The following is a 12,927-nucleotide window of genomic DNA, read 5'->3' as shown; positions in this document are numbered from 1 at the left end:
ACATGAGCGGGCGTTGCTGGGATAGCCGCAAGATGTGAGCGGGCGTGCGTGGGATAACCGCAAGATACGAGCGGGCGTGCGGCTAGCTCCCGGAGTGGGCCTGCAGGAAGCTGTACACCTCGGTTTCGTCCACGCCGGGGAAGGCGCCCGGGGGCATCGCGGCCAGCAGGTGCGAGTGGGCCCGCGCCGAAGGCCAGGCATTGCCGGCCCACTGGTTGGTCAGTTCGGCAGGCGGGCGCTTGCAGCAGTTCGGATCCGGGCAGTTGGAGGTGGCCCGGGCCGTGGTCTCGCGCCCGCGGAACCACTTCACGTGCTGGTAGGGCACCCCGATGCTCAGCGAGAATTCCCCGGCGGCGGAGCGTTCCGTGCGGGCGGTGCACCAGTACGTGCCTGACGGTGTGTCCGTGTACTGGCTGTACGCGCTGAACTTGTCCGGCACGTCGAACACCGCCCGCGATGTCCACGACTTGCACGACGGTTGCCCCTCAATGGCGCCGGTGTGGTCCTGCGGGAAGTTCACGCCGTCGTTCTCGTAGGCCTTGTAGATGATCCCGCTCTGGTGCGTTTTCTGGAAATGCGTGGTGATGCCCAGGTGCTTGGTGGCAAGGTTGGTGAACCGGTGCGCTGCGGTCTCGTAGGAGACAGCGAACGCGTCCCGGATGTCCTCCACCGCGATTTCCTTGGCAGCTTTGGCTTTCTGCAGAAATTCCACCGTGGCCTGTTCGGGCAGGAGCAGGGCGGCCGCGAAATAGTTGGTGGCCACCCGCTGGGCCAGGAAGTCGCCGTAGTTCTTGGGCGTCTCGTGTCCCAGGACGTAGTGGCCCAGGGCTTGCAGCAGCACCGAGCGGGGGTCGTGGTCCTGCCGCTGGCTCTGGGTCAGGTAAATTTTGCGGTTCTTCAGGTCAGTCACCGACCGGGTGGAGTGCGGCAGATCTCCCACATGGTGCAGGGTGAACCCCAGGTGCGCGGCAATGTCAGCGATGACGTGCTGGCTGAGCGGACCGGTGGTATAGCCAACCTCTTTGAGGACCTTCTGGGCCTCGGCCTCGTACTCCGGAAAGTAGTTCCCCCGCTCCCGCATCATGGCCCGCAATTCACCGTTGGCGCGGCGGGCTTCCTCCGGGGTGGCCACTTGCTCGTTCATCTTCCGTTCGAGCTCGTGCAGCAGCCCCACCTGGGCCTCCAGGACATCCAGCGGAAGCCGCGAGCTGATGCGGATTCTGGGCAGGTTCAGCGACTCGTACAGCGGTCCGCGCTGGTACCGTTCCAGCTCAATTTCCAGCGCGGCGCGGCGGCTGGGCGGCTCGGCCCCGAGCAGCTGGTCGATGCTGACACTGAGCGCCCCCGCGAGGTGCTGCAGCAGCGTCAGTTTAGGCTCACGCTTGCCGTTCTCGATCAGGCTCAGCTGGCTGGGAGCGGTGCCGACGGCGGCGCTCAGGTCATCGAGCGTCAGGCCGGCTTGCTTGCGCAGGTGGCGGACGCGGCGGCCGAGGGCGATGACGTCCAGTTCCGGGGTGGCAGTGGAGGGCGGCTGGGAAACGTCCCTGTTCCAGCTTGAAGGCGACATTTCTGAAGAATACGGGAAGAAGTGCATTTCTTTCCAGAGTTTTCATCTAGAAAGGGGGTTGAAAGTGCTGAAAAGTAGTTGTCACGGAAAGAAACACCGCACCGGATAAGCCGGTGGGAGCCTCAACGGCGCGGTTCCCACCTACTCCACCCAAAGTTCAATCAAGGAGATCAACGATGACTGCAGCATTTGAGCCCACCCAGCAGACGCCCGAAGAGCAGGCCGCCGCCCTGGAGCTCGAGTGGGCCGCCAACCCGCGCTGGGAAGGTGTGACCCGTGACTTCAAGGCTTCCGACGTCGTCCGCCTCCGCGGCCGCGTCTCCGAAGAACACACGCTGGCCCGCCGCGGCTCCGAGAAGCTGTGGAAGCAGCTCACCGAGGAGCACAAGACCGGTGGCTACACGAACGCCCTGGGTGCCCTGACCGGCAACCAGGCCGTGCAGCAGGTCAAGGCCGGCCTGCGCGCCATCTACCTCTCCGGCTGGCAGGTCGCCGCGGACGCCAACAATTCCGGCCACACCTACCCGGACCAGTCGCTCTACCCGGCCAACTCGGTCCCCACGGTGGTCCGCCGCATCAACAACGCGCTGCTCCGCGCGGACCAGATCGAGTTTTCCGAGGGCATCCAGACGGTCGAGGACTGGATGGTGCCGATCGTCGCCGACGCTGAAGCCGGTTTCGGCGGACCCCTCAATGCCTACGAGCTGATGAAGTCCATGATCCAGGCCGGCGCCGCGGGCGTGCACTGGGAGGACCAGCTCGCGTCGGAGAAGAAGTGTGGCCACCTTGGCGGCAAGGTCCTGATCCCCACCCAGCAGCACGTCCGCACCCTGAACGCCGCCCGCCTGGCAGCAGATGTCGCAGGCACCTCCACGGTCGTCATTGCCCGCACCGACGCCGAGGCCGCCACCCTGATCACCTCCGACGTCGACGAGCGCGACCAGGAATTCATCAGCGGCGAGCGCACCGCCGAGGGCTTCTACAAGGTCCGCAACGGCATCGAACCCTGCATCGCCCGCGCCAAGGCCTACGCCCCGTACTCCGACCTCATCTGGATGGAAACGGGCACCCCGGACCTGGAGCTGGCCCGCAAGTTCGCGGAGTCCGTCAAGGCCGAGTTCCCGGACCAGATGCTCTCCTACAACTGCTCGCCGTCCTTCAACTGGCGCAAGCACCTGGACGACGCCACCATCGCCAAGTTCCAGCGCGAACTCGGCGCCATGGGCTTCACCTTCCAGTTCATCACCCTGGCCGGCTTCCACGCCCTGAACTACTCGATGTTCGACCTCGCCCACGGCTACGCCCGTGAAGGCATGAGCGCCTACGTCGAACTTCAGGAAAAGGAATTCGCCTCCGAGTCCCGCGGCTACACCGCAACCAAGCACCAGCGCGAAGTCGGCACCGGCTACTTCGACACCATCTCCACGGCGCTCAACCCGAACGCGTCGACCCTCGCCCTCGTGGGATCCACCGAAGAGGGCCAGTTCCACTAACGCTTACGACGGCGGCGCTTCCGTCCGGCCTTCGGACCGGCATCGCTCTGCCTGCTATTCCCCACGTCCGGCCTTGGGCTCGTAGAACTCGCCGAGGCCGGACGCAGGGCCCCTTTTACGCAGGCTGCCGCGACACCGGCTCCTCGGCCTCGTGCCTCAGTCGCCACCCTGCTGCTACCCGCCGTCGAACTTCCCTTTCGTCTTTAAGGAGACTGAAATGAACAGCTTCACTGACAGCTTCACGATCAATGGCATTACCTTGACCGCCCAGCCCATTTGCCGCCAGGACGAGGTGCTGACGCCGGACGCACTGTCGTTTATCGCGAAGCTGCACCGGGCCACCACCGACCGCCGGCAGGAGCTATTGCAGGCCCGACGCACCCGGCGGGCCGATATTGCTGCCGGCGCCGACCCCCGCTTCCTCCGGGAGACCGAGCACATCCGGAATGATCCGTCCTGGCGGGTCGCTCCCCCCGCACCCGGCCTGGAGGACCGCCGCGTCGAGATCACGGGCCCGGTGGACAAGAAAATGACCATCAACGCCCTGAACTCGGGGGCGAAAGTGTGGCTCGCCGACATGGAGGACTCCTCCACCCCCACCTGGCGGAACGTCATCAAGGGCCAGCTGAACCTCACCGACGCTCTGGAACGCCGGATCGACTTCACCACCGAAGAAGGCAAGGACTACAAGCTGAAGGCGGGCGAACTGCCCACCATGGTGGTCCGCCCTCGCGGCTGGCACCTGCCGGAGAAGCACATGCTCATCGACGGCCAGCCCATCGCGGGCGGCATCGTGGACTTCGGACTGTTCTTCTTCCACAACGCCCGCCGCCTGCTGGCCCAGGGCAAGGGTCCGTACTTCTACCTGCCGAAAATCGAGAACCACCTCGAAGCCCGGCTCTGGAACGATATCTTCATCCTGGCCCAGGACCTGCTCGGCATCCCGCAGGGCACCATCCGCGCCACCGTGCTGATCGAAACCATCACCGCAGCGTTCGAGATGGAGGAGATCCTCTACGAACTGCGGGACCACGCCTCGGGCCTGAACGCCGGCCGCTGGGATTACATTTTCTCGCTGATCAAGAACTTCCGCACCCGCGGCCCGCGCTTCGTCCTCCCGGACCGCGGTCAGGTAACCATGACGCAGCCGTTCATGCGCGCCTACACCGAACAGCTGGTCCGGGCCTGCCACAAGCGCGGCGCCATGGCCATCGGCGGCATGGCCGCGGCCGTTCCCAACCGCAAGGACCCGGAAGCCAACGCCAACGCCCTCGAGAAGGTGCGTGCGGACAAGACCCGCGAGGCCAACGACGGGTTCGACGGCTCCTGGGTGGCCCACCCCGACCTGGTGCCCGTCTGCCGCGAAGTGTTCGACGGCGTCCTCGGCAGCAAGCCCAACCAGCTGGACCGGCTCCGCGAGGACGTCACCCCCGATGACCGCGCCCTGATCAACGTCGCTGCCACCACCGGCACCATCACCGAGCAGGGCATCCGGAACAACATCGAGGTGGGCATCCGCTACATCGAGTCCTGGCTTCGCGGCAACGGCGCTGTAGCCATCCACAACCTGATGGAGGACGCCGCCACCGCGGAGATCTCCCGGTCGCAGCTGTGGCAGTGGATCTTCGCCCGGGCCATCACGGACCAGGGCGAGATCATCAGCCACGAGTGGGTGGAAGAACTCCTGGACGAGGAATTCGCCCGGCTGGAGCGCTTCGACGGCGACCGCTTCGAGGACGCCCGCGACATCTTCGAGGAAGTCACGCTCAGCCGCGAGTTCCCGTCCTTCCTGACGCTCCCCGCCTACGCCCGCTACCTCACGGAAGCCCGCGAGAAGGCCACGGTCGAGGAGCTGGCAGCGGCCTGACCCACCAGAACTTCCGTTTGCCGGGCCGGCACGCCCTTCGCAACAGGCCCCCCGAAATCCGGGGCGCCGGCCCGGCGACGGAGCACCCCTCACACCCCCGCTCACTTGTTGCAGGAAAACCCGAAACGCCCGCTCACTTTCCCCAAGAAAGTGAGCGGGCGTTCCGCCGTTTGGTGCAACAAGTGAGCGGGCGTTCCGCCGTTTGGTGCAACAAGTGAGCGGGCGTTCGACGGCGGCCGCCGCCTTACCGCCCCTTCGGCACCTTCCGCACGGACAGGGTGGTGCTGGCAAAGAAGGTCAGCACGGAGGCCAGGATGACCAGCAGGGCCGGCGTCCACGAGCCGGACGTGTCGTGGACGAAGCCCACCAGCGGAGGGGCAACGGCAGCGAGGCAATAGCCCAGGCCCTGGACCGTTGCGGACATCCGGCCGGCGGAGGCCTGGTCGCGCGCCAGCTTGATCACGGCGATGAAGATCAGGGTGATGCCGCCGCCCTGGGCGATGCCGCCGGACGTGGACCACAGCCACCACAGCTGCGGCAGGACCAGGAGCCCCACGGGAACGGCAAGCCACAACGTCCCCAAGGTGACCGCCACCGCCGTCGTACTCATGTACTTGGCTGCAAACGGAACGCCGAGGCCGCCCACGATCGCCAGGATCTGGAAGATCGAGGACGCGGCGCCGGCCTGGGCGGCATTCATCCCCAGTTCGTCGTGGAGGTAGCTGGGCAGCCACGCGGTGACGCCGTAGTAAGAGAACGCCTGGCCGCCGAAGCCCGCCGTCAGCCCGAACGTCGTCCATCCGGAACTGCGTGCCGTCGCCGGCTGCCCGTCCGCACTACCCCCACCCTCGGTCTCATCCGAGACCAGGAATGCCGTGCGCGGCCCCACCGCCAGGACCCACACCACAATGGCGGCGACGGCAAGGACGGCGACGGCGGCGAGCGCAAGCCGCCACCCGGTGACCGCTGCAAGCGGGGCCATGGCCACCGAGGTCAGGAAGGAGCCGATGTTCAGTGCCGCCGTGTAGATCCCCATGGCGGTCCCCTGCCGGCGCGGTGCGAAATCGCGGCGGATGATCAGGGGCACCGCAATGTTTCCCACGGTGATGGCCACCCCGATGAGCACGGTACCGGCCACCACCAGCACCGGGCCGCCCGCGGAACGGACCAGCACGCCGGCAAGGACACCCAAAATGGTCAGCGTAACGGCGAACTCTGCTCCGAACCGCCGCGCCGCCAGGGAGGCCAATGGAGCGGCGAGCGAGAAGCAGAGCACGGGGATACTGGTCAGCAAGCCGAGCAGGACCGGCGAAAAGTGCAGTTCCGCCTGCATGAGGTCCACCAGGGGCGCGACCGCCACGAAGGGACCCCGCAGGTTCAGGGCCAGCAGGCCGATGCAGGCCAGCAGGATCCAGCTCCCGGGCACACGGGAAAGGACGCCGGCGCTCACAGGGACAACATGGGGAATGGGCTTTGATTCATCACCCTCATTGCTATCACGCCGCGCGTGCCCGGGGCTCCAGGCGCCCAGCCGCAGGGCCCTGCCATACGATGAACGTGACTGTGGACGACTGGACACCGCAAAGGACACCCATGACGCACCGGCTTGCCATCCTTGATGACTACCAGGACGTGGCCCATGGCTTCGCCGACTTCGCGGCCCTGGAGGCTGCCGGCGTCACCATCACCTCATACCGGGAACCCTTCGCCTCCCGCGACGCCCTGGTCTCGGCGTTGGCAGGCACCACCATGGTGATCGCCATGCGCGAGCGGACCGCGTTCCCGCGTGAGGTATTTGAGCAACTTCCCGCCTTGCAGCTGCTGGTGACCACCGGCATGGCCAACGCCTCGATCGACGTCGCGGCGGCAACCGAACACGGAGTCACCGTCTGCGGCACACCCGGCTCACCCACTGCCGCCCCGGAGCTGACCTGGGCCCTGCTCATGGCCCTCGCACGGCACCTCCCGGCCGAGGACCACTCTCTGCGCAACGGCAGTTGGCAGTCCACGGTGGGCTTCGAACTGGCAGGGAAGACCCTGGGCATCGTCGGGCTGGGCAAGATCGGCCGCCGGGTAGCGGCGTACGGCCGGGCCTTCGGGATGGACGTGGTGGCGTGGAGCCGGAACCTGACGGCGGAGGCCGCGGCCGACGCCGGCGCGCGCCTGGTCTCGAAGGAGGAACTGTTCACCCTCGCCGACGTCGCAACCCTCCACCTGCGGCTCTCCCCGCGCTCCGAAAACATCGTGGGCGAGGAGGAACTGCGGCTGCTCGGCCCCGAAGGCATCCTGGTGAACACCGCGCGGGGTCCCCTCGTTGACCAGGACGCACTCCTCAAGGCGCTGGCCGAGGGCTGGATCCGCGGCGCCGCCCTGGATGTCTTCGACCAGGAACCGCTGCCGGCCGGGCACCCGCTCATGGCCGCCCCGAACACGGTCCTCTCGCCCCACCTGGGCTACGTCACGCAGGAAAGCTACCGGCAGTTCTACGGCGGAGCCGTAGAGGACATCGCCGCCTGGCTTGCCGGCTCCCCCATCCGCACCATCACCGCCTGAGCCGGAAGGAACCCCCATGACCCACAGCATCCGCAGGGCAACAGCGGACGACGCCGGCCCGCTGGCCGCGCTGGCAGCCGTCACCTTTCCGCTTGCCTGCCCGCCGTCGTCGTCACCGTCCGACATCGCCGCGCACCTGGCCAACACGCTCAGCGAAGCGCACTTCACGCGCTACCTCGCTGACCCGGACATTACCATCCTGGTCCTCGATGCCGACGGCCCGCTCACCGGCTACAGCCTGCTGGTGGACCGGCCCGCCGCGGACCCGGACGTGTCCTCCGCCCTGACGCTGGTCCCCTCCGTGGAGATCAGCAAGTGCTACGTCCACCCTGACTACCACGGGTTGGGCGCCGCCGCCGAGCTCATGCACGCCAGCCTCGAGGCAGCCGCCGCAACCGGTGCGGACGGGGCCTGGCTGGGCGTCAACAGCCAGAATGCCCGGGCCATCCGTTTCTACGAGAAATCGGGTTTCCGCAAGGTGGGAACCAAGTCCTTCCGGCTGGGCAGCACCGTGGAACACGACTTCGTACTGGAACGCCCCCTCCCTTAGGGGAGCCTGCGGGTGCCAACGCCCGCAGCCGCCCCTTCCAGCGGGTAGGCCAGCGGGGGCCGGGGCCCGGCGAGCAGCTTCAGTCCCGGCGGAAGGCCTTCAATGGTGCCTGTGGTTCCGGTGGCTTTGATGGTCACCCGGCTTCCGTCCAGCAGGACATTTTCCGCCCGGAAGGTGCCCACGGACTCCGGCAGGATCGGGGCCAGGTGCACCACCCCGCGGGTGAAGACGGGGTCGAACCGGAGCAGGATCCGTGCCAGTTGCACCGGCGCCGCCGCGGCCCAGGCCTGCGGCGAGCACGCGGTGGGATACGGAACCGGGCCAGGGTACTCGCCACGGTCGAACCCGCAGAACAGCTCCGGCAGCCGCCCGTCGAAATGCCGGGCTGCGTCGAGGATCCCGGAGGCCACCCGCTTGGCCTCGTCCACGAACCCGTACCGCATCAGCCCGGTGGCCACCAGGGCCGTGTCGTGGGGCCACACCGAGCCGTTGTGGTAGCTGACCGGATTGTAGGCGCCCATGTCGGACGCCAGCGTGCGGATGCCCCAGCCGGTGAACATCTGCGGGGACATCAGGTTCTCCATGACGGACACGGCCTTGTCCTCGTCCACGACGCCCGTCCAGAGGCAGTGGCCGATGTTGGAGGTCAGCGCATCGACGGGCCGTTTGTCCTTGTCCAGTGCCACCGCGTAGTAGCCCTTCTCCGGCAGCCAGAACTTCTTGTTGAACTCCTCCTTGAAGGCGGCTGCCTTGTCAGCCCAGTGCTTTTCGAGGGCGGAATCGCCGCTCCAGTGGGCCAGCAGGGACCTGCCAAGGTAGGCGGAGTAGACATACGCCTGGACTTCGCAGAGGGCGATCGGGGCTTCGGCGATGGTTCCGTCGGCGAAATTGATCCCGTCCCAGGAGTCCTTCCAGCCCTGGTTCACCAGGCCGTGGTCGTTGGGCCGGAGGTATTCCACGAAACCGTCGCCGTCGCGGTCGCCGTATTTTTCGATCCATTCCAGCGCCCGGTCCGCGTGTGGCAGCAGGGGCTGGATCGCGTCCCGGGAGAGGCCCCACCGGCTCAGCTCGCCCAGGGTGGAGACGAAAAGGGGGGTGGCGTCGGCCGTGCCGTAATAGGCCGTACCGCCCAGGGACAGGCCGGCAGTGACGCCGAGCCGGACCTCATGCGGGATGCGGCCGGGTTCCTCCTCGGAATCCACGTCCACTTTCTTTCCCTGGATCCCGGCCAGGGTTTGGAGCGTGCCCAGGGCGAGGTTGGGGTTGACCATCAGGCTCATGTAGGAGGTCAGCAGCGAATCCCGGCCGAACAGGGCCATGAACCACGGCGCCCCGGCCGCCACCGCAGCCCGGTTGGGGTGGTGGGCATCGAAGATGCGCAGGGCACCAAGGTCGCTCTGGCTCCGGTTGAGCACGTTCTGGAAGCTCGAGTCCTCGATGCTGATCCGCGGAACGCCTTCCTCCCAGTCCAGGTGCCGGCGCACCCCTTCCCGGTGGTGCGGAAGCCGCCCCTCCTTGAAGGGCTCCTCCGGCGCCTCACCGTTGACCAGGGGCACCACGATGACGCTGGTGCTCCATTTGCCCCGCGCCGGAACCGTGACGTGGAACCGCAGCCCGTCAGCGCTGACCTCTGCCCCCCGTGCGCCGACGGCAGTGCCTCGCTGCTGGCCGTGCCGTGATGCCTCAATGACCAGCCTCCCGTCCGTGATGGCCCGGGTGGTGTCGTCCAGGCCGCTGGTACGGCCGCCCTTGACCTCGAAGAGGTCTGCCTGGTCGGCGTCGACGAGCAGCTCGATCTCGCAATCCACCGCTTCGGCCGCATAGTTTTCGAGGGAAATATCGTCCTGCAGCCCTGGGCCGATGTGGCGGACCTGGCGGACCACCAAGGGGCTGTCAAACCTGCCGCCGGGCCATTTGGCGCGGCCCACGAACGTGGCCTCGAACGGTTGCGGCCGCTGGGCTGACAATGGTTCGCGCAATGCGCCGTTGATCCTGAGCATCCAGCGCGAGATGATCCGCGTGTCCTGGAAGAAGACTCCGTTGGTCCCGGCATCAGGACTGATGTCGCCAGTGCCGGAGGAGATGCAGAACGATGATCCCTCCAGGACCGTGACCGAGCCCGAATCGGATACTGCTGCCTCGTTGTCTTCATTCCAGGCGGTCATGGAAAGGCTCCCTTCTCCGGCAGATGCCCCCGGGGGATCGGGAAGCATTCAGGCCCCCAGTAAATTCTGGTGCACCCGGGGAACCTGCGGAACCCCTGAGCGCGTCCTCCCTTCAATGAGTTCGGCGTAGAGCTCCAGGTGGTCGGCAACCATGCGGGCGGCGCTGAAGCGCTCTTCCACGGCTTGCCGGCACACGGCCCTGTCCAGCCCGGCCGCGGCCGCCACAAAGCCGGCCAGTTCCTCGGTTTTTCCCAGGAATCCCGTCCGGCCGTGCTCCACGATTTCCGGGGCCGCTCCGATGAGCGTCCCAATCACCGGGGTGCCGGTGGCGAGCGCCTCGATCATCACCAGGCCGAACGGTTCGGACCATTGGATGGGGTTCAGGAATGCCGTTGCACCGCCCACCAACCGGTATTTGGCGGCATCGTCCACTTCCCCGACGAAGTCCTCGGTGGGGCCCAGGATCGGTTCAATCACTTCCCGGAAAAAGCGGACCTCTTCCGGTTCGCGCATCTTGACCGCAATTTTGAGGTGCATTCCAACCTGCCTGGCGATCGTGATGGCCTCAAGCAGTCCCTTGTCCGGACTCGAGCGGCCAACGAAGCACAGGTAGCCGCCGCTGCCGGTCCCCACGGGCACGGCGGAGAGGTCCATTCCGTGGTGGATGATCCGGGTGACGGGAACTGCGGGGGCGTGCGACGCCTGGTCCTTGGAGATGGCGATCACGGCACCACGCCGGGCAACGGCGCGGTAGATGTCCGCCGCCCGGGCGTCGATGGGTCCGTGGATGGTGGTGGCCAGCGGGACCCCGGCCGGACGGTGCAGGTAGATGGGCCCCGCCATGGTGTGGTCGTGGATGATGTCCGCGTCCTGCAGTCCCTCGTAGGCCCTGACAACATGGCTGAGTTCGCTGATGCTGGTGCCGAGCCCCTCGTACTCAGCGGGCCGCATTTCCGGAACGAGCCTTACCGGGCACGTACTCTCGAGCGGTGCCGCGAGCAGGACCTCGTGCCCGGCTGCGGCGAAGCCCCGGGCAAGGGCGTCCACCACCCTTTCCGTGCCTCCGTAGGTGGCCGGCGGGACCGGGATCCACGGCCCTGAGACAAGTCCAATCCGCATTCCTGGCCTCCCAGGTTACAGGCCGGGCTCCCCAGCAGGCCGGGCAAAATATCACCGGATGCGCTCTTGCACCCGATGAGTCTTCGATTCCGAGGGCCGCTGCATGACCACCTGATCCGACTATTGCCCACGACGGCCGCCGCCACAAGACCCAATGTGGCGGATCTCATAGCGGGCGCCGGAATGGCGCCCCCTGCCGGCCGGTTATGCAGGCCATGAAGATTGAGATCTGGTCCGACGTCGCCTGCCCATGGTGCTTCATCGGCAAACGCCGCTTTGAGTCCGCCCTGGCATCCTTTCCGCACCGTGATGCTGTTGATGTGGTGTGGCGGAGCTACCAGTTGGATCCCGGGCTGCCGGAGCATTTCGATGGCACCGAACTGGAGTACTTGAGCAGCCGCAAGGGGATGCCGGCCCAGCAGGTCTCGCAAATGTTCGACCACGTGGCACGGCAGGCCAAGGACGAGGGCCTGAACTACCGCTTCGACAAGGTGGTGGTGGCCAACAGTTTCACGGCGCACCGGCTGATCCACCTCGCTGCCGCCCACGGCAAGCAGGACGCCGCCAAGGAACGCCTGCTCAGCGACCATTTCGAGCACGGCAAAGATATTGGCAGCCGGGAGTACCTGGGAGAACTGGGCAGGGAGCTTGGCTTGCCGGAGGACGAGGTGGACGAACTGTTCACCACGGACAAGTACTCGGACGCGGTCCGGTCCGATTTCCAGGAAGGCCAGTCCCTGGGCATCAGTGGTGTCCCGTTCTTTGTCATTGACCGCAAGTTCGGCCTGTCCGGCGCCCAGCCGGCGGAAACGTTCACGCGCGCCCTCAACCAGGCATGGCAGGAAGCCAACCCGCTGGTGCTGGTCGATTCCGCGGAGGCCGGGGCCTGCGGTCCGGATGGCTGCGCAATCTAGCGCCGTTTACTGACACATCGCGGTAAAGTGTCTGCATGCCCAGGATTTCAGCGGCCAGCAACGCCGAACAACGCGCTGACACGCAGCGCCGTATCCTCACAGCCTTCGGCGAACTCCTTTTCACCCACGGCCTTCCCGGGTTGACCATGACGGACGTGGCCCGGCACGCAGGGGTGGGCCGGACCGCCGTCTACAACTACTACGCGGACATCGAAGAACTGTTGATTTCCTACGCGCTGGAGGAGACGGAAAAGTTCCTCTCGGACCTGCGCGACTCGTTGGGCCGCCTGGAGAACCCGGTGGAACGGCTGGCCCTTTACGTCCGCGCCCAGGTAGTTGACCTCAGCCGCCGCCACCTCCCGCCCGGACCGGCCATGGGCGCCGTGCTGTCGCCGTCGTCCTTTGCGAAACTCTCAGACCATGTCAGCGAGCTCAGCACCCTGCTGCAGGGCATCCTGCGTGACGGCATGGAGCAGGGCTACCTGCCGGTGGCGGACGTGGGGCAGCAGTCCCAGCTAATCCTGGGCACGCTGTCCTCCAGTGCCGCCAGGGGCAGCGACGAGCCTGCCGAACTGGAAGCGCGCGTGGCCCGGACGGTGCGGTTCATCCAGCTGGGTGCGGGAGCAAGGTTCGACGACGAAGGCCGGCCCCTGCGCGTGGCCGGCCTTCCAGCGGCGGCCGGCTAAGCCGTGGTCAGGT

General features: G+C 66.8%; 10 protein-coding genes. 6 read left to right on the top strand and 4 right to left on the bottom strand.

Annotated features, from left to right (window positions below):
• Nucleotides 1-82: 82 nt before the first annotated feature.
• Nucleotides 83-1,594, bottom strand: coding sequence for a helix-turn-helix transcriptional regulator (locus QRM95_RS08425; RefSeq protein WP_285247340.1), 1,512 nt, complete (start codon nt 1,592-1,594; stop codon nt 83-85).
• A gap of 149 nt (nt 1,595-1,743) precedes the next feature.
• Here QRM95_RS08425 and aceA point away from each other — a divergent pair, with 149 nt between their 5' ends.
• Both aceA and aceB read left to right on the top strand, forming a co-directional pair.
• The gene (gene aceA / locus QRM95_RS08420) at nt 1,744-3,060 is read left to right on the top strand and encodes an isocitrate lyase (RefSeq protein ID WP_285247339.1); all 1,317 of its coding nucleotides are present in this window, start codon (nt 1,744-1,746) and stop codon (nt 3,058-3,060) included.
• A 217-nt stretch (nt 3,061-3,277) separates the two neighbouring features.
• Nucleotides 3,278-4,927, top strand: a complete 1,650-nt coding sequence (aceB, locus tag QRM95_RS08415) for a malate synthase A (RefSeq protein WP_285247338.1) — start codon at nt 3,278-3,280, stop codon at nt 4,925-4,927.
• Nucleotides 4,928-5,171: 244 nt separating this feature from the next.
• Here aceB and QRM95_RS08410 read toward each other — a convergent pair whose 3' ends face one another.
• Nucleotides 5,172-6,377: an MFS transporter gene (locus QRM95_RS08410; protein WP_285247337.1), complete on the bottom strand. Its 1,206-nt coding sequence runs from the start codon at nt 6,375-6,377 to the stop codon at nt 5,172-5,174.
• Between the two features lie 143 nt (nt 6,378-6,520).
• Between QRM95_RS08410 and QRM95_RS08405 the strand changes: the two genes are divergently transcribed.
• The gene (locus QRM95_RS08405) at nt 6,521-7,480 is read left to right on the top strand and encodes a D-2-hydroxyacid dehydrogenase family protein (protein ID WP_285247336.1); all 960 of its coding nucleotides are present in this window, start codon (nt 6,521-6,523) and stop codon (nt 7,478-7,480) included.
• A gap of 16 nt (nt 7,481-7,496) precedes the next feature.
• Nucleotides 7,497-8,030 carry a GNAT family N-acetyltransferase gene (locus tag QRM95_RS08400; protein WP_285247335.1) on the top strand — a complete coding sequence of 178 codons (534 nt, stop codon included), beginning with the start codon at nt 7,497-7,499 and terminating at the stop codon, nt 8,028-8,030.
• Here the strand turns inward: QRM95_RS08400 and QRM95_RS08395 are convergent.
• Complete coding sequence (locus QRM95_RS08395) at nt 8,027-10,195, bottom strand: amylo-alpha-1,6-glucosidase (RefSeq protein ID WP_285247334.1); 2,169 nt, start codon at nt 10,193-10,195, stop codon at nt 8,027-8,029. The two genes, QRM95_RS08400 and QRM95_RS08395, sit on opposite strands and share 4 nt — an antisense overlap.
• Nucleotides 10,196-10,243: 48 nt before the next feature.
• Nucleotides 10,244-11,314 carry a glycosyltransferase family 4 protein gene (locus tag QRM95_RS08390; protein WP_285247333.1) on the bottom strand — a complete coding sequence of 357 codons (1,071 nt, stop codon included), beginning with the start codon at nt 11,312-11,314 and terminating at the stop codon, nt 10,244-10,246.
• Nucleotides 11,315-11,529: 215 nt separating this feature from the next.
• Between QRM95_RS08390 and QRM95_RS08385 the strand changes: the two genes are divergently transcribed.
• Both QRM95_RS08385 and QRM95_RS08380 read left to right on the top strand, forming a co-directional pair.
• The gene (locus QRM95_RS08385) at nt 11,530-12,228 is read left to right on the top strand and encodes a DsbA family oxidoreductase (RefSeq protein WP_285247332.1); all 699 of its coding nucleotides are present in this window, start codon (nt 11,530-11,532) and stop codon (nt 12,226-12,228) included.
• Nucleotides 12,229-12,263: 35 nt separating this feature from the next.
• Nucleotides 12,264-12,914 (top strand): TetR/AcrR family transcriptional regulator, encoded by a 651-nt coding sequence (locus QRM95_RS08380; RefSeq protein ID WP_133831112.1) that lies wholly within the window; start codon nt 12,264-12,266, stop codon nt 12,912-12,914.
• The last annotated feature ends 13 nt before the right edge of the window (nt 12,915-12,927 follow it).

The organism is Pseudarthrobacter sp. efr-133-R2A-89 (genome assembly GCF_030209315.1).
Lineage (GTDB): Bacteria > Actinomycetota > Actinomycetes > Actinomycetales > Micrococcaceae > Arthrobacter.
Note: the sequence above shows the minus strand (reverse complement) of the source record. Positions and strands in the feature narration are given on the sequence as shown.